This window comes from Rhodococcus sp. ACT016 (assembly GCF_050477185.1).
GTDB lineage: Bacteria > Actinomycetota > Actinomycetes > Mycobacteriales > Mycobacteriaceae > Prescottella.
Window position 1 is genome coordinate 4,593,470 of record NZ_JBEAET010000001.1, and the last position, 16,819, is coordinate 4,610,288.

The window sequence follows — 16,819 nt, forward strand, 5'->3', positions numbered from 1 at the left end:
GATTATGCGCGAGGGGTCACCGCAGCCGCGTGTCCGAGTACGCCGAGAAGAACCGGACCTCGTCGAGCTTGGGCAGCAGGTGCAGACGCTCCCCGGGACGCACCGACACCTTCCGGTCGACACGAATGACCACCCGGCCACCCCGGCTGGTCCACGTGTCGTCCGAGGGATCGGCCTTGACCGCGTGGACGAACGACTCGGCACCGAGTTCTTCGAACAGTTCGGCGACGACCGTGAGCGCACCCTTCCGCCACTCCCCCACGACAGTCCACGACTCCGGGCGCACCCCGACCACGACGCGTTCCTCCCGGCGCGCCGACGCCGGCAGGGGTACCCGTAGCGCGCCCAGCACCGCGGTCGCCCCCTCCACGCGCGCTTCGAGCAGGCTCATCCCGGGTGAACCGATGAAGCCCGCGACGAAGGTGTTGACCGGATCGTCGTACAGCTCGCGCGGGCGGGCGATCTGCTGCAGCCGGCCGTCGCGCATCACCGCGACCCGATCGCCCATGGTCATCGCTTCCACCTGGTCGTGCGTGACGTAGACGGTGGTGGTGCCCAATCGCCGTTGCAGCCCGGAAATCTGGGCGCGCGTGCTCACCCGGAGCTTCGCATCCAGATTCGACAGCGGCTCGTCCATACAGAACACCGCCGGATGGCGGACGATCGCCCGCCCCATCGCGACACGCTGCCGCTGCCCGCCGGACAGCTTGGCGGGCTTGCGGCCCAGCAGCGGTTCGAGCTCGAGCATCCGAGCCGCCTCGAGGACCCGCGCGGTGCGTTCGGTCTTGTTCACACCGGCGTTGCGCAACGCGAATCCCATGTTCTCGGCCACCGTCATGTTCGGGTACAGCGCATAGCTCTGGAAGACCATGGCCACGTCGCGCGCCTTCGGCGGCAGCCCCGTGACGTCCGCGCCGCCGATGCGGATGTGACCCGTCTCGACGGATTCGAGTCCGGCGAGCATCCGTAGGCTCGTCGACTTCCCACACCCGGACGGTCCGACGAGGACGACGAATTCGCCGTCGGCGATATCGAGGTCGAGCCGGTCGACGGCCGGTCGCTCACCGCCCGGGTAGCGGTGGGTGACCGACGAGAACTGCACGTGTGTCATGGTTTTCCTTCTCCGGTGCTACTACTGCGGCAGCTTCGGGGCGATCTGCCGGTCGATCGTCTGCTGCAACTGGCTCGCGACGGACGCGAACGTGGACTTCACGTCCGCGTTCTGCAGCGCGATCTGCTCGAGTCCGGTGCCGATCACCTGGTCGCCACCGGGCACGAACACGCGTGCATAGTCCTGCGACCGGGTGTGCGCCAACTGTTCGACGGCGGTGCGCGAGTTCGGATTCGCGTCCAGGAACGCCTTCATCGACGGCTCGTCGACCGACGACTTGCGCACCGGCATGTAGCCGACGTTCTGCGAGAAGTAGGCCGTGTTCTCGGTGTTGGTGATGAAGTCGATGAACTTCAGCGCGTTCTTCTTCCGGTCGTCGGAGATACGCGCCGGGATCGCGAGTCCGGCGCCACCGGTGGGGCAGCCGGGCCGGCCGTCGGACGCGGGTAGGAAGGCCGTGCCGAAGTCGAACGTCGCGGTCTTCTTGATCCCCGACAGGTCGCCGGTGGACGCGATCGTCGACGCCAGGATGCCGGCCGCGAACTCGTTCGCGATGTCGCTCGACACCGCTGCATACTTCTTGGTGAAGACCATGTCGCGCAGGAAGTTTCCGGCCTCGATCGTCCGTGGATCGTCGAACTTCAGCGTCCACTGGTCGGAGTACGCGCCACCGAAGGTCCAGATCGGGCCCTCGTAGGTCCAGCCCAGGTAGTTCTTGGCGTCACCCCAGCCGTGCGCGAGCTTGCCGCTGCCGACCACGCGCTGCAGTTCCGGGCCCCACTGGTCGAATTCCTGCCACGTCGCCGGTCCCCGGTCGGGCAGGCCGGCCTGCGACCAGATCTGCTTGTTGTAGTAGAAGATCGGCGTCGAGCGGGCGTACGGGAGGGCGTAGTGCTTGCCCTGGAACAGGTAGTCGGCGAGCAGCGAGTCGACGTAGTCGGACGCGTTCACCCCCACCTCGCCGAACATCGGGTCGAGGGGCTCGATGGCGCCGGTCAGCGCGTAGTTGAACCACCAGACATCGGACAGCACAACCACATCCGGCAGCGCACCGCCCGAGAGGGCGGCGTTGAACTTCTGCGACACCTCCTCGTAGTTCTTGCCGCCGTCGACCAGGTCGACCTTCAGGTCCGGGTACTTCGCCTCGAAACGCTTGATCAGTTCCCGCTCGACGTCCTGGGACTTGCCGGGGTGGTTGGACCAGAACGTGATCGTGTTCGATCCGCCCGAACTCGATGTACTCGACCCCGAGGAACCGGAACCAGATCCCGAGCCCGCGCACGCGGTGAGCGCGGCCCCGGCCGCGAGCGCCCCGGTGAGACCGAGGAAACCACGACGGTTGATGTGTGCCATTTCTACAGTGCCTTTCGCATGGTCCGTGATGTCGTCAGCCCTTGACCGCACCGGAGGTGAGGCCCTTGATCATGTGTCGTTGCAGCAGAAGGAAGATCACGAGAATCGGCAGCATGGCCAGCACCGTGGCGGCCATGACCGGGCCCCAGTTGGTGAGCCCGTCGTTGTTCTGGAGTTGGGTCAGCCCGATCGGCAGTGGCGCCACCGAGGCGTCGTCCGACATGAGGAACGGCCAGAGGTACTCGTTCCACTCGTTGACGACCGTGATGATCGCGAAGGCCACCATCGTCGGCCCCGAGACCGGCAGCACCACCCGCCACAGCAGCCGGAAGTGCCCCGCACCGTCCATCCGCGCCGCCTCGATGATCTCGGACGGGATGGACAGGAAGTGGTTGCGCATCAGGAACGTCCCGAAGGCGACACCGGCGAGGGGAACGATGATGCCCTGGAAGGTGTTCCGCCACCCCCACTCGGCGACCAGCGCGTAGTTCGAGATCACCGTGATCTGGTTGGGCACCATGAGCGCCGCGATGATGGTCAGGAACACCACGTTCTTGCCCGGGAACCGGAGGAACACCAGCCCGTACGCGCTGAGGACACCGAGCACGAACTTGATCGCGGCCAGCGCGGTCGTGATGATCACCGAGTTGCGCAGGAACGTCGTGAACGGCACCGACATGAGCGCCTCGTGGTAGTTCTCCGGGTGGAAGGTACTGGGCCACCACGTGGCCGGCTGGGTGTAGATGTCGGGCCGTTCCTTGAACGAGGTCATCACGATCCAGAACAGCGGTAGCGCGACCACTACGAGGGCCGTCGCCATGGCCGCATACCCGAGCACGGTCAGTGCGCGTTCGCGGCGACGTCGTGCGCGGGCTTCCGGCGCGAGGATCTCCGTCGGCAGCGACGGTGCGAACGTCTGCTCCTCGACCGCGGTCACGACTGCTCCCCCCGATCCATAACGCGCACCTGGTAGACGGTGACGGCGAGCAGGACCAGGAACATGATCGTCGCGACCGTCGCGCCGTAGCCGGCCCGGAAGTTGCGGAACGACTCGTTGTAGACCTGGTAGACCATCGTGGTCGTCCCGGTACCCAGCGGGCCGCCACGTGTCATCACGTTGATGATGTCGAACACCTGGAGCGAATTGAGCATCACCGTGATCGACAGGAAGAAAGTGGTGGGCCGCAACTGCGGCAACAGGACTCGACGGAACCGCGTCCATCGGCTGGCGCCGTCGATCTCGGCGGCCTCGGACAGCTCCGGGCGCAGCCCCTGCAACGCGGCCAGGTAGATGACGAACGTGTAGCCGAGGTTCTTCCACATGTACGTGGCCGTCACCATGAACAGCGCCCAGCGTGGATCCTGGTAGAAGTCGGGCACCGACGTGATGCCGACACGGTGCAGGAGGTCCTGGACGAGGCCGAACTTGGGATCGAAGACGAACTGGAAGGCGACCCCGATCGCGGCACCCGAGATCACGAAGGGCGCGAAGATCGCCGAGCGAACGAGATTGCGCCCCAAGAGCTTGCGATCGAGCAGCAGCGCGAGCGCCAACCCGAGCACCATGGAGCCGACGACGGTCGCCAGGGTGAAGACGACTGTGTTGGTGACGATCTGCCAGGTGTCGTCGCGGCTCCACCATTCCCGGTAGTTCTCGAACCCGATGTAGGTGGCGACCGGATCCGCGATGTTCCAGTCGAAGAACGAGAGCCGGATGTTGTCCACGAGCGGTCGGTACGTGAACACGGCGAGCAGCACCAGGTTGGGCCCCACCAACAGGGCGAAGAGCGCGTAGTCGCGCCACGGGCGGCCGAGCAGTCCGCCGCCGGACGGCTGCGGGAGTGTTCTCTCCGGACTCGATGTCACCGCAGCAGTCTCACCGGCGACGGCGAATATCGGGTGAATGCACGCGGCACTCGACCTGAACGTCTCTGGTCGATGTTCCCGGATACGAAAAAGGCTCTGCACAAGCCGTTCTCGTGCAGAGCCTTCGTCGTCAGACCACGGTCAGCGGTTCCAGTCCCCCAGCCCGTCTGCGCCGCTGAGGATTCCGCCGGAAGTGTTCTGGACGATCACCGGGTCACCCTTCGTGGCGTTCTCGTAGAACCACTTGCCGTCCTCGGTGCTGACGTTGAGGCAGCCGTGGCTGACGTTGGTGTGGCCCTGGTCCGCGACCGACCACGGGGCGGCGTGGACGAAGATGCCGCTGTACGAGATGCGCGTCGCGTACTCGACGTACGTCCGGTAGCCCTCGGGGTCGTCGATCGGCACGCCGTACGTCGACGAGTCCATGTACATGTCGCGGTACTTCTCGCCCACGATGTACGTCCCGTTGGGGGTCTCGTGGTCCGGCTTGCCGAGCGACGTCGGCATCGTCTTGACCACCTCGCCGTTGCGGAAGACGGTGATCTGCTTGGTGCTGTCGTCGGCGTACGTCACGAGCGCGTCGCCGATCGAGAACGTCGAGTGCGAGTCACCGGCGTCGACCGTCACCTGGGTGTGCGCCGGCCAGAACTCGTCGGGCTTCCACCGGACCTGCTGGTCGTTGATCCAGTAGAAGCTCCCCGTAACGGGCGGGTCGGTGGTGACGCGGATGGCGCGCTCGGCGACGGCACGATCCCCGATCGGCTCGTTGAAGCCGACGATGATCGGCTGTGCGACGCCCACCACCTCGCCCGGCGCCGGGTTCAGCGAGGGGGCCGTGAAGTTGGCCGGACCGATCGGTGCGAGTGCGGGCGCCACCGATCCGGCCGGCAGCGCGGCCTGGAGCTGCGGCGGCAACTCGAATCCCGGCGGGAGCTGCACCGGCGGCGGCGTCGGCAACTGGAAGCCGGCCGGAAGCTGCAACTGCGGCGTCGGCACCTGGATATCCGCGCTGCCCGGAAACAGCGGCGCGGCCTGCGCCGGGGCGGTGAGGACCGCACCGGCGGCGGTGGCGCCGGCCACCAGCGCTGCGGTGCGGGTGAACCACCGGCGGACCCGGGTGGTGGTGGCGGTCGATGTGTCGGTCAAGTGCGTACCCCTTCCTACGCGGGTGCCCACCAGTCGTGGGCGAGCTGCCCCCTTTGTCCCATTAGACAGACTGGGCAGCCGACCGACAACCTCGAACCGCTGTGACGTGCGTCAGCCCGCTTCGCCGCGCGCCGCCTCGAGCATCGCCGCGATATCGACGATCTTGGTGCGCAGACGCCCGTCCTCCGCGCCGAGCACGCGCTCCTTCTTGTCGATGCGCTGCCAGCCCTGGAAGTCGATGGTGTCGGGCTGACGCTCACCGATCAGCTGCGCGAGATGCTCGCCGTCGTGGCCGGGCTGCGTGAGCAGGCCGTTCGCGAAGTCGGACAGCAGCAGGTCCACAGTGGCCGCGGAGCAGTGCTTGTTGGTGCCGATGACACCGCTCGGTCCGCGCTTGATCCAGCCGGCGACGTAGACGCCCGGGATCGGGGAACCGGTCTCGGGGTCGAAGACGCGGCCGTTCTCGTTCGGGATGACGCCGCGGCGGTCGTCGAACGGCAGATCGGCGACGGGCACGCCCTTGTAGCCGATCGAACGCAGCACCAGACCGGTCTCGAGGGTCTCGGTCCGATCGGTCGGGCGGGCGCTCAGCTTGCCCGCATCGTCGGCGACGAGTTCGTTACGGACCAGTCGGATCCCCTCGACACGATCGTCACCGAGGACCTCCTCGGGCGATGCGAGGTAGCGCAGCACGATCCGCTTGCGACCGTCGGCGGCCGTCCGCTTCGCGAACTCTTCGACCTGACGGACCTTGAGCTTCTCGGACGGCTCGGAGTCCGGACCGTCGATCCACGCGCGGCTGGCCGAGTCGAGGATCACCTCGTCGGGGTCGACGACGATGTCGACGTCGGCCATCTGGCCGAGCGCGATCAGCTCGGGGTTGGTGTACGCGGCCTGCGCAGGCCCACGACGTCCGACGATCACGACCTCGCGGATGTTGCTGTGGCGCAGCGCCTCGACAGCGTGCTGGGCGATGTCGGTCTTGGCGAGCTCGTCGGGGTCGGTGACGAGGATGCGGGCGACGTCGAGCGCGACGTTGCCGTTGCCGACGATGACGGCGCGCTCACCCGAGAGGTCGAACGTGCGCTCCGCATAGTCGGGGTGGCCGTTGTACCAGGCCACGAACTCGGTGGCGGCGTGCGAGCCGGGCAGGTCCTCGCCGGGGACACCGAGGTGCCGGTCGCTGGCGGCGCCGACCGCGTAGATGACCGCGTGGTGGTGCTGGAGCAACTCGTCGTGGCTGACGTGCCGGCCGACCTCGACGTTGAAGTGGCACTGCACGGAGCGCTTGCTCAGCGCCGAGCGGAAGACGTCGGCCACGCCCTTGGTGCCGGGGTGGTCGGGCGCGACGCCGGCACGGACCAGTCCGTACGGCGTGGGGAGGCGGTCGAACATGTCGACCTCGACGCGCGGACGCGACGTGAGTTCGATCGCGGCGTAGCACGCGGCGGGCCCGGATCCGACGATCGCGACGCGCAGCGTGCCGAGGTCGGCGCTGAGCGAACGCGGCTCGGCCAACTCGGGCCAGTCGGGGCCGATCGGGTGCTTGTCGAAGTAGGCGGCGTTGATCTCGGAGTAGACCGCGTGGGCCTCGCTCAGTTCGTTGTCGCCGAAGATCGCGTCGACCGGGCACTCGTCCACGCACGCGCCGCAGTCGATGCACGTCTGCGGATCGATGTAGAGCATCTCCGTGGTTGCAAACTCCGGCTCGTCCGGCGTCGGATGAATGCAGTTGACGGGACAAACGTCCACGCACGAGGCATCATTGCAGCACGCCTGCGTAATCACATAAGCCACAGTTCTTCCCTACCTGTGAGTACCCGACCGAGACTGTCGTTCTCGGACAGACTATAACGTGTTCCAGTTTTGGTCGAGGTTCCGTGCACAAGGGGACTTTCGGCCCATGCTGTCCGCGGCACCGACCTAGTCGAGCCGGAACCCGACCTCGAGCGTCACCTGGGTGTGCGCGACAGTTCCATTCTCGATGTGGCCGCGGGTCTCGACCACCTCGAACCAGTCGAGATTGCGCATCGTCTCGCTCGCTCGACTGATCGCGTTGGCGATCGCGGCGTCGACACCCTCGGTCGACGACCCGACGACCTTGATCACCCGGTAGACGTGGTTGCTCATCGGAAGACCTCCCTCACGAATGCACGATCTCCTGTGCCTCGGCACCGAGCCGAGCCAGCCTCAGGTCACCGAGTGCGGTGACGGCATTGCCGAGTCGGTTGGTCACGAACGCGAGCGCGAGGCCGGTCTCCGGATCGGCGTACGCGCCGGATCCCCCCACCCCGTAGTGGCCGAGCCCGCGGGCGGGCTGGACGCGGCTGGCCAGGATCGGCGGGTGGTAGCCGAGACGCCACCCGAGCTTGATGCCCAGCACGTAGTCGCGGTCGCGGGTCTGCACCGCGCCCATCTGCTCGAGGGTCTCCGGCTGCAGGAACCGGGTGCCGTCGATGACGCCGCCGTTCGCGATCGCGGCGTACATGCGCGCCAGGGACCGGGCGCTGAACACGCCGTTCCACCCGGGCATCACCGCGTCGTGGACCGCGGGATTGCGGACGAGTTCGTCGAACCCGTCGGGCATCGCGGCCTCCGCGAGCCCACGTAGCGGCCCCATGTGGGCGAGCATCGCGGAAGTGAACCGCCAGTCGAGTCCGCCGGGGTTGATGTGCGGGAACAGCTTCGCGATCCGCGACTTCTGGTCGGCCGGCACCTGGTACCAGAACTCGTCCGCGCCGAGCGGCTCGGCGATCTCCTCGCGAACGATCTGCGTGAACGGCTTGCCGGTGGCGCGCGACATCGTCTCGGCGACCAGCCAGCCGTACGTGACGGCGTGGTAGCCGGGGCCGCGCCGCCGGCGCGGATCGGGCGCCGCCGCCGCGAGGGCTTCGATCACGGTGTCGTAGTCGAGGAGCCCGAGCCGGCCCGGCACGAGACCGCGAACCTTGTGCAGACCGGTGCGATGGGTCAGCATGTCGCGGATCGTGATCGATTCCTTGCCGGCGGCCGCGAACTCGGGCCAATACGTGGCGACCGGGGCGTCGTAGTCGACGATGCCGCGCTCGGCCAGGCGGTGCGTGACGGTGCTCGCCACCCCCTTGCCGGTCGAGAACGACAGCGCGACCGTGTCGCCGTTCCAGCGGCGCTCGCGGTCCGCGTACCCGGCCCAGATGTCGAGGACCTTCTCGCCGTGCACGTACGCGACCAGCGCGCCGCCGCCGTTGTGCGGATACCGGTACATGGAGAAGAACCGGTCCGCGAGCCTAAGGAACCGCGGATCGACCAGCATCTCCGTGCGCGCCGCCGGAACCGCCGGCGCGCACGGCACCCGTTCCGGGGCGGCAACCTGCGACGCACTTCCATGATCGACCTGAATGGTCATGGCGGCCTCCGATCCCGCTCCCCACACCATTGTGATTGGCGCAGCCTAAGGCCGGAAGGGGCTGCCGCGGAGCGAAACAGACATACGCGATGAGTCAGACCTGAATCCGACCTGGTCAAGCGACCGACTCAGGTCTCCTTCCGGTCGCGGTCGCGACTCGGCTGCACGCGTTTCGGCTCGCCGGGCATCTTCGGGTAGTTCGGTGGATACGGCAGATCACCCAGGCCGGCGGCAAGATCCCGCTCGGCCATCTCGAGCAGGCCGTCGAGCGAGTGGGCGACGTCGTCGAGGGCCGCCATCGGGTCACCGCGACCCACGAGCAGGGCCGGGACCGTCGCGATCGTGAAGTCGTCCGGCTCGACGGACTCGAGTTCCGCCCAGGTCACCGGCGTCGAGACGGTCGCGATCGGGGTCCGCCGGGCCGAGTAGGCCGACGCGATGGTCTTGTCGCGCGCATTCTGGTTGAAGTCGAGGAAGATGCGCTTGCCGCGTTCCTCCTTCCACCACTTGGTCGTGGCCCGGTCGCCGCTGCGCCGCTCGACCTCGCGGCACAGTGCGATCCCGGCGCGACGCACCTCGACGAAGTCCCACCGCTGCTCGATCCGGATGTAGACGTGCAGGCCGCGTCCGCCCGACGTCTTCGGGAAACCGATCAGCCCCAGTTCGTCGAGCAGCGGATGCAGGACGTCGAGCGCGACGCGGCGGGCGTCGTCGAAGTCGGTGCCGGGCTGCGGGTCGAGGTCGATCCGCAGTTCGTCGGGGTGGTCGACGTCGGGGCACCGGACGGCCCACGGGTGGAAGGTGACTGTGCCCAGGTTCGCGGCCCACACGATGTCGGCGGCGCTGCGCACCCGCAGCACGTCGGCGGTGCGGCCCGAAGGGAACGTGACCTCGCACGCCCCGACATGCTCGGGCCGTTTGGCCGGCACCCGCTTCTGGTAGATCTCCTCGCCCTCGACGCCCTCGGGGAACCGCTGGATGTGTGTCGGGCGGTCGCGCAGCGCCCGCAGCAGCTGCCCGCCGGTGGCGACCTTGCGGTAGTACTCCACGAGATCGCGCTTGGTGCCACCCTCGGCACCGAGCCGCGGGTAATAGATCTTGTCCGGGTTGGACAGCCGCACGGCGACACCGTCGACGTCGAGTTCCTCTGCCGGAGAACGCTTGGTGGCCGCCATGATTCAGTGCTCTCCCGTCAGGACGTCGGCAAGGTCGTAGCGCAGGGGGACCTCGAGCTGGTCGAAGGTGCACGACTCCGGGACCCGGTCGGGTCGCCACCGCAGGAACCGCGCGGCGTGCCGGAACCGGACGCCCGCCTGGCTGCCGCGCTCGCCGAGCCCGCCCTCCATCTGGTCGTACGCCACCTCGAGTACGCGTTCGGGCCGCAGCGGGACCCAGGTGCGGTCGGCGCTCGCCCGCCACCGCGTGGGCTCCCCCTCGGCGACCACGTCGTCGCCCACGCGCAGCGGTTCGAGCTCGGCCAGCAGTTCGACACGGCGTTTCGCAGTGAACGCCGACGCTCCCCCGACCATGTGCAGTTCGCCGTCGTCGTACAGCCCCAACAGGATCGAGCCGATGCCCGGCTGGCTCTTGTGCGGGCGGTACCCGATCGCGACGACGTCGGCGGTGCGGGAGTGCTTGACCTTCACCATCTCCCGCTTGTTCGGCAGGTAGTGGCCGTCGAGCCGTTTGGCGACGACTCCGTCGAGGCCGGCGCCCTCGAACGTCTCGAACCAGCGTTCGGCGACCTCGGCTTCGAGCGTGGCGGCGGTGACGTGACAGGAGGGCCCGCCACCGACGGCGCCGAGCAGCGCCTCCCGCCGCTCCGAGAAGGGCCGCGCCGTGAAGTCGTCGTCGCCGAGCGCCAGCAGGTCGAAGCCGATGAACTGGGCCGGAGTCTGCTCGGCGAGCAACCGCACCCGGCTGTCGGCCGGGTGGATGCGCTCGGACAGCGAACCCCAGTCCAGCCGGGTCCGGCCGCCGATCTCGCGCGGCACCACCAGTTCGCCGTCGACGACGCAGCGCGGCGGCAGTTCGGCGCGCACCGCGTCGACCATCTCGGGGAAGTACCGCGCCAGGTCCTTGCCGCCCCGCGAGCCGAACACCACGTCGTCGCCGTCCCGGAACACGATGGCGCGGAATCCGTCCCACTTGGGCTCGTACGACCACACCGGCTCACCGGCCGGCTGCTCGGGCACCCCGGACGCGGCCTTGGCCAGCATGGGTTGCAGCGGCGGCACGATCGGCAGATCCACGGGGTCCATAGTGGCACCCGGGCACCGAATTCGCGCCTCTTCGGCGCTGCCCGCGCGTCCCGCGGGCAGCGCCGAAGGTTCGATCAGGCGTTCGCGTCGGGGGTCTCGAGCACCGAGACGACCGGCGTCGGGTTCCGCGTGAGGTCCAGCACCGGGCAGTGCGTCTCGGCCGCCGCGTGCAGTTCCAGGTAGCGCTCGCGCGACTCCGGTCCGGTCACCGTCACGACCACCCGGACCTCGCCGAATCCGGGGCGGACGGAGTCGTCGAATCCGAAGAAGCCGCGCACGTCGAGGTCGCCCTCGGCGCGAGCCTTGATGTCATCGACCCGGATGCCGAGGCGCTCGGCCCAGAAGCGATACGTCACCACGTGGCACGACAGCAGCGAGGCCAGGTAGTACTCGACCGGATTGGGGGCGGTGTTCTCGCCGCCGAGGGCCGGCGGCTCGTCCACCTCGACGGAGTACTTGCCGAGCCTGACGGTGCTGGCAACGGCGTCGTGGGCCTGCGCCGAGCCGCGGAAGACGACGTGCGCCTTGGTGGGGTCCTCGGAGACGGCGTCGCCGGTGGCGGCGACGATCGCGGAGAGATGCGTGACTGCTGCAGTGGTCATGGGAGATACCGGTCCTGTCGTGTGCGTCGCCGGGCGCGCGAGGGCGCCGCAGCGAGAATGGTTGTCGTGCGAATCGGGGTCGGTCAGGACCGCGGACAACCGGACGTGCACACGAGCGCGAAATCGACATGGCGGCGCCGCGTCAGCAGCACGCCGGAGTCGATCGCGCGCAGGTCGGTCACAGTGGTGACTGTAACCGGCCGATCAACTCCGGTGCCACCCGCTACAACCAGCCGCGCTTCTTGAAGATCGTGTAGAGGCTGAAGCAGGTCAGGAACATCAGCATCAGTGCGAAGGGGTAGCCGCCCGCCCAGTGCAGCTCGGGCATGTTGTCGAAGTTCATGCCATAGACGGTGCCGATGAGGGTGGGTGCGAACAGGATTGCAGCCCAGGACGAGACCTTCTTGATCTCCTCGTTCTGGGCGTAGCTCGCGTGGGTGAGGTTGCGCATCTCCTCGTTCTGCGCCTGGGACACCAGGGTCGCATTGACGGTGAGAATGTTGCCGAGCAGCTCACGGAATCCGTCGACCCGCTCCACGACTGTGGTGGCGTGGTCGGTGACGTCGCGCAGGTACTTCTGCAGTTCCTCGTCGGTCTTGTACTTGTCGAAGCCCGCTGAGAGCGCCTTGAGCATGGCGAGCAGCGGCTTGGTGGCGCGCTGGAACTCGACGACCTCGCGGGAGAGTTCGTAGATGCGCCGCGACACCATCGGGTCGCCGCTGAACACCTCGGTCTCGATCTCGTCGATGTCGTTCTGCAGGCCCGCGACGACCGGCGCGTAGCCGTCGACGACGGCGTCGAGGATCGCGTAGAGCACCGCCTCCGGGCCGAGCTTGAGGAGTTCGGGGTCGCTCTCCATCCGCGTTCGAACGTTCGACAGGTCCGGTGACTCGCTGTGCCGGACCGTGAGAACGAACGTCGGACCGCAGAAGATGTGCAGCTCACCGAAGTCGACCGACTCCGACTCGTCGAGATAGCGGGCAGCGCGGAGCACGACGAACAGCGTGTCGCCGTAGCGCTCGAGCTTGGGTCGCTGGTGTGCCACGATCGCGTCCTCGACGGCAAGCTCGTGGAGATCGAATTGCTTTGCCGCGGCATGCAGTTGCGCGTCATCGGGCCGGTACAGGCCGATCCATGCCATCGACGAGGCGTCCGGCAGGCTCTCGAGCGCCTCGGCGAGCGTCGCGGGCGAGGCGATGCGTCGGCCGTCGCGGTAGACGGCACTGTTCACCACACTCGACTCGACCACGCTGCGCGGCGCGGGCGGAGCCGGGTGACGCGGAGCCATCGAGTGCTCCGGCGAGACCACGTCGTCGGCGGTCCCGGCGGCGCGCCGGGGCAGGATCGAGCGGATGGGGCGCTTCTCACGCATGGCGAACACGGCTTTCGGGAAGGTCCGCGGCCGGCAACAGACGCTGCGGTCGTGCGGACACCAGTCGAACACCACCCAGTCCGGATGGTGTGGATTGTCCTAGTTCAGCTGGTACTCGGAGGTTGGCTACTCATTGCTAGCCCCACCTCCTCTTCCTCGAATCCCGCGACCGCGCGGGCGAAGTTCGACACGAACGACGACACCCTACTCCGACAGCGCGGGGGGCGACAACCGCAGCCGTCAGTCGATGCGCTCCATCTCGGACCGGTAGCGCGCCGCGTTGGCGACGTAGGTCGCGACACCGCGTCGAATCCCGTCGGCGAACGCGTCCGGATTCGGGTGCGGCACAACGGTTGCCGGAGCACCGAGCGCGCGCGAACGGGGCGGGACGACGGTCCCCTCGGTCAGCAGCGCCGTCGCGCCGACGAGGCTGCCTGTGCCCACCACCACTCGCTGCAGGCTCGTCGACATCGACCCGATCAGGCACCCGTCCTCGACGACCGCGCCCTCGATGTGCGCGTTGTGGCCGACGACGCACTCGGCCCCGACAACCGTGGGCCAGTCCCGTGACGTGTGCAGGACGGTGCCGTCCTGGATCGACGTCCGCGCGCCCACGCTGATGGTCCCGTAGTCGGCCCGCAGCACCGCCGACGGCCAGATCGACGCCTCAGCACCGATGGTGACGGCGCCCACGACCACGGCATCGGGGTGCACGAAGGCGGTGGGATGGATGTCGGGAACGAGGTCACCGAGACGGTAGATTGCCACGCGGAGAACACCTTTCGACCACGGAATGTACTTCTCGGGAATTCTTACCCGGACTGCGACGAGCCCTCGGCATCGGCCCGGCGTTCGTGCACCCCGGAGACGAACAGATCCAGGTGGCCGCACGTGCCCTGCGTCGCGAGCGATTCGTCTCCCCGCTCGATCCCGTCGACGACGTGTCGGTGGTGCGCCGCCCCGAGTTCCGGCTCGTGGACGCCCTCGGTGAAGTCGTACGTGGCCCGCAACGGTTCGGAGATGCCGGCGAACAGTTCGTCGAGGACCGGATTGTGGGCGGCGGCCACGACCGCGACGTGGAACGCGAGATCGGCGTCGGCGAACGCCGCGCCGTCCCCGTCGCGCCCGGTCTCGTTGCGCAGATCCAGCGCCTCACGCAGGCGACGGACGTCGTCGTCGGTGCGGCGGACACACGCGAGTCGCACAGCCTCGAGTTCGAGGGCCCGTCGCACCTCGTAGACGTGCAGCATCTCCGAGACGGCGACCTGCCGGGTGAGGAGTCCACCGATGTCGGTGCGGGCGCGCACGAAGGTGCCCGCGCCGCGTCGGATCTCGAGGATTCCGGTCGAGGTGAGGCACTTGACGGCCTCCCGGAGGGTGTTCCGCCCGACGCCGAGCAGCTCCATCAGTTCCGGCTCGATGGGAATGCGTTCGCCCACCGCCCAGTCACCCGAGGCGATCCGGGCGCGCATCCAGTCCAGCGCCTGCTGATACGCCGATTCCTTCTGCACCACCGTCACGCGTTCATCCTCACACGACCTGCCGTTACCCACCCGCACCAGGCTACATGGGACGTCCTACGTAGGATGTACCTCGTGCGCCCGACCCTGACCCGACCGCGACCAGCTTCCGATCACGTCGTCCGCGGCACCGAACCGCCCGCCCGGCGCTGGCCGGCCCGGCATTTCCACGGCATCGGGTACGTGCTGACGATCCTGCTGTTGGGCACGAACATGCCGACGGCGCTGTACGGCGTCTACCGCTCGGAATTCGGGTTCAGCCCGGTCACGCAGACGGCGATCTTCGCGGTGTACGCGGCGGCCCTGGTGCCGACGCTCTTCCTGTTCGGCCCGCTCTCGGACCGGATCGGACGACGCCCGATCCTGATGGCTGCACTCCTCGCGGGCGTCGTCGGCGCGGCCGTCCTCGCGGCGGCTCATTCGACCGCGTGGTTGTTCGCCGGACGGATCCTTCAGGGAATCTCGGTGGGCGCCTGCTCCGCCGCCGGGACCGCGGCGCTGCTCGAGCACGTCCCGGCGCGCAACCCGGTCCGCGCGGCACGGGCCGCGACCGCGAGCACCGCGTTGGGCGCGGCGCTGGGGCCGCTGTTCGCGGGCGCCGTCGCGGAGTACCTCCCGTATCCGACGGTGCTCCCCTACGCACTGTTCGCGGTGGCCCTCCTCCCGGGCGTCGTCGCGATGATCCTGCTGCCGAAACCGACCGGCGCGACGCGGACCACCGGTGGCCGCCTGATCGAACTGCCCCGCATCCCCCGCGACATCCGCAGGGTGTTCCTGCTGGCGACGTTCCCGTCCGCGGTCGCCTGGGCGGCCGTCGGGCTGTTCCAGTCGGTGGTGCCGTCGTGGATCTCGGAGATGCTCGGTGTCTCGAACCTGTTGATCGGCGCCGGGACGGCGGCACTGGTGATGTCGTGTTCGGTGGTGACCCAGCTGAGCATGCGCGGGCTGGATCCGGTTGTCGCGCAGCGGATCGGACTCGGCTCGATGTTCGCCGGGATGGTCGGCGTGTTCGTCGTCGACCGGGTGCGCAGTCTGCCGTTGCTGTTCGTCGTGGCCGTCGCCGTCGGCGTCGGGCACGGCTTCGCGTTCGCGGGCGGCATGCAGCGAGTCGGCACCGCGATCGCGACCCGAGCACGCGATGCCGGCGGCGCCGTGCTCGCCGCCTTCTTCACGCTCACCTACGTCGGAACGGGTGTGCCGGCCGTCGCGGCCGGACTCCTCATGACCTATCAGGGAACGTCGGCCGCGATCGCCGAGTTCGCGGCGGCGACCGCGCTGGCCTGCCTGATCGCGCTGGTGCTCAATACGACCCGACGAGCTCGAACCTCGGACATCGTCAGGGAATGAGTCCCTGCCGGCGCGCCTCGACCACCGCCTCGTGTCGGCTGTGGGCCTCGAGCTTGGTCATGATGTTGCGCATGTAGCTCTTGATCGTGTCGACCCGCAGCCCGAGTCGCTCGGCGATCTCGGCGTTGCGGCAGCCGAGCGAGACGTGCACGAGCACCTCGAACTCGCGGGCCGACAGCGACACCTTCGCCGGCGTCGACGCGCCGGTGGTCAGGCCGCGCAGCTTCCGCCCGACCGCCTCGACCTCGGCGGTGAGGTCCGCGTCGTCGAGCCGGTCGGCGATCGAACGCAACGCGAGATAGCTTTCGACGATCCCCTCCGCCACCCGCGGATCCCGGGGAGCAGCGGGTTCGGTGCGCGCGTTCTCGATCATCACGATCCGGCGGTCCACCTCGTCCCGGACCTCGATCTCGTGGGCGAGCTTGCGCGCGGAGCGCATCACGGCCTCCGCGACGACATCGCCGATGGGCAGGTTCGCCCGCAGCCCGCCGTACACCGCCGCCCGCGTCTTCCCGCGCACCACGACCGGGGCGGCGAGGAGCGACTCGATCCCCTCGCTCGCGACCTCGTGGTCGTAGTCGTGCGTGATGTGTCGCGAGTTCGCATAGTCCTGGACGGCGCCGGGACGCTGTTCGGCCATCACCCGACCACCGAGCCCGCACGCGGTGTCGATCACGAGGTCCCGCAGCATCGTGCCGCGGGTGCCGACGAAGCCGGACAACCGCAGGCTGGGCCCGTCGACCATGCCCCCGAACAGCACCGGCACCGACGTGCTGGTGCGCAGATGTCGCAGTTCCGCGCGGATCGCGTCGTCGTCGCTGGGTCTCAGGGTGTCGGTCATCTGTTCGTTCGATGC

16 protein-coding genes are annotated in these 16,819 nt (G+C 68.5%); 1 reads left to right on the plus strand and 15 read right to left on the minus strand.

The genetic code is table 11. The features are described from left to right. Nucleotides 1-16: 16 nt before the first annotated feature. From ACQ5DX_RS21115 to ACQ5DX_RS21180, 14 genes are all read right to left on the minus strand, one after another. Nucleotides 17-1,111: an ABC transporter ATP-binding protein gene (locus ACQ5DX_RS21115; RefSeq protein ID WP_430334434.1), complete on the minus strand. Its 1,095-nt coding sequence runs from the start codon at nt 1,109-1,111 to the stop codon at nt 17-19. Between the two features lie 21 nt (nt 1,112-1,132). Then, nucleotides 1,133-2,464 carry an ABC transporter substrate-binding protein gene (locus ACQ5DX_RS21120; protein WP_430334435.1) on the minus strand — a complete coding sequence of 444 codons (1,332 nt, stop codon included), beginning with the start codon at nt 2,462-2,464 and terminating at the stop codon, nt 1,133-1,135. A 34-nt stretch (nt 2,465-2,498) separates the two neighbouring features. Further along, nucleotides 2,499-3,353: a carbohydrate ABC transporter permease gene (locus ACQ5DX_RS21125; protein ID WP_430335764.1), complete on the minus strand. Its 855-nt coding sequence runs from the start codon at nt 3,351-3,353 to the stop codon at nt 2,499-2,501. Nucleotides 3,354-3,397: 44 nt separating this feature from the next. After that, nucleotides 3,398-4,330, minus strand: coding sequence for a carbohydrate ABC transporter permease (locus ACQ5DX_RS21130; protein WP_430334436.1), 933 nt, complete (start codon nt 4,328-4,330; stop codon nt 3,398-3,400). 141 nt (nt 4,331-4,471) lie between these two features. Continuing rightward, nucleotides 4,472-5,476: a L,D-transpeptidase gene (locus ACQ5DX_RS21135; protein ID WP_430334437.1), complete on the minus strand. Its 1,005-nt coding sequence runs from the start codon at nt 5,474-5,476 to the stop codon at nt 4,472-4,474. A gap of 111 nt (nt 5,477-5,587) precedes the next feature. Further along, complete coding sequence (locus tag ACQ5DX_RS21140; protein WP_430334438.1) at nt 5,588-7,273, minus strand: FAD-dependent oxidoreductase; 1,686 nt, start codon at nt 7,271-7,273, stop codon at nt 5,588-5,590. Nucleotides 7,274-7,399: 126 nt separating this feature from the next. Continuing rightward, entirely contained in the window at nt 7,400-7,606 is a 207-nt protein-coding gene (locus ACQ5DX_RS21145; RefSeq protein WP_430334439.1) for a dodecin, read from the minus strand. A gap of 13 nt (nt 7,607-7,619) precedes the next feature. Beyond that, a complete protein-coding gene (locus tag ACQ5DX_RS21150) occupies nt 7,620-8,861 on the minus strand; it encodes a serine hydrolase domain-containing protein (protein WP_430334440.1) in 1,242 nt (413 codons plus the stop codon). A 128-nt stretch (nt 8,862-8,989) separates the two neighbouring features. Further along, nucleotides 8,990-10,036, minus strand: a complete 1,047-nt coding sequence (ligD, locus tag ACQ5DX_RS21155) for a non-homologous end-joining DNA ligase (RefSeq protein WP_430334441.1) — start codon at nt 10,034-10,036, stop codon at nt 8,990-8,992. A gap of 3 nt (nt 10,037-10,039) precedes the next feature. Next, nucleotides 10,040-11,113, minus strand: a complete 1,074-nt coding sequence (locus tag ACQ5DX_RS21160; RefSeq protein WP_430334442.1) for an ATP-dependent DNA ligase — start codon at nt 11,111-11,113, stop codon at nt 10,040-10,042. A gap of 83 nt (nt 11,114-11,196) precedes the next feature. After that, nucleotides 11,197-11,724: an OsmC family protein gene (locus ACQ5DX_RS21165; protein WP_430334443.1), complete on the minus strand. Its 528-nt coding sequence runs from the start codon at nt 11,722-11,724 to the stop codon at nt 11,197-11,199. Nucleotides 11,725-11,947: 223 nt separating this feature from the next. Next, a complete protein-coding gene (locus ACQ5DX_RS21170; RefSeq protein WP_430334444.1) occupies nt 11,948-13,096 on the minus strand; it encodes a magnesium and cobalt transport protein CorA in 1,149 nt (382 codons plus the stop codon). Nucleotides 13,097-13,336: 240 nt separating this feature from the next. Continuing rightward, on the minus strand, nt 13,337-13,864 hold the full coding sequence (locus ACQ5DX_RS21175; RefSeq protein WP_430334445.1) for a gamma carbonic anhydrase family protein: 528 nt from the start codon (nt 13,862-13,864) through the stop codon (nt 13,337-13,339). A 44-nt stretch (nt 13,865-13,908) separates the two neighbouring features. After that, the gene (locus ACQ5DX_RS21180; protein ID WP_430334446.1) at nt 13,909-14,616 is read right to left on the minus strand and encodes a FadR/GntR family transcriptional regulator; all 708 of its coding nucleotides are present in this window, start codon (nt 14,614-14,616) and stop codon (nt 13,909-13,911) included. 75 nt (nt 14,617-14,691) lie between these two features. On the opposite strand from ACQ5DX_RS21180, the gene ACQ5DX_RS21185 reads away from it, so the two are divergent. Further along, on the plus strand, nt 14,692-15,963 hold the full coding sequence (locus ACQ5DX_RS21185) for an MFS transporter (protein WP_430334447.1): 1,272 nt from the start codon (nt 14,692-14,694) through the stop codon (nt 15,961-15,963). Here the strand turns inward: ACQ5DX_RS21185 and ACQ5DX_RS21190 are convergent. Continuing rightward, entirely contained in the window at nt 15,953-16,804 is an 852-nt protein-coding gene (locus ACQ5DX_RS21190; protein WP_430334448.1) for a response regulator transcription factor, read from the minus strand. The genes ACQ5DX_RS21185 and ACQ5DX_RS21190 overlap by 11 nt on opposite strands. Between the last annotated feature and the right edge of the window lie 15 nt (nt 16,805-16,819).

Coding starts and splice junctions, on each gene's coding strand:
- ACQ5DX_RS21165 (WP_430334443.1), bottom strand. CDS start 11,724: ATGACCACTGCAGCAGTCACGCATCTCTCCGCGATCGTCGCCGCCACC.
- ACQ5DX_RS21120 (WP_430334435.1), bottom strand. CDS start 2,464: ATGGCACACATCAACCGTCGTGGTTTCCTCGGTCTCACCGGGGCGCTC.
- ligD (WP_430334441.1), bottom strand. CDS start 10,036: ATGGCGGCCACCAAGCGTTCTCCGGCAGAGGAACTCGACGTCGACGGT.
- ACQ5DX_RS21150 (WP_430334440.1), bottom strand. CDS start 8,861: ATGACCATTCAGGTCGATCATGGAAGTGCGTCGCAGGTTGCCGCCCCG.
- ACQ5DX_RS21145 (WP_430334439.1), bottom strand. CDS start 7,606: ATGAGCAACCACGTCTACCGGGTGATCAAGGTCGTCGGGTCGTCGACC.
- ACQ5DX_RS21190 (WP_430334448.1), bottom strand. CDS start 16,804: ATGACCGACACCCTGAGACCCAGCGACGACGACGCGATCCGCGCGGAA.
- ACQ5DX_RS21115 (WP_430334434.1), bottom strand. CDS start 1,111: ATGACACACGTGCAGTTCTCGTCGGTCACCCACCGCTACCCGGGCGGT.
- ACQ5DX_RS21170 (WP_430334444.1), bottom strand. CDS start 13,096: ATGCGTGAGAAGCGCCCCATCCGCTCGATCCTGCCCCGGCGCGCCGCC.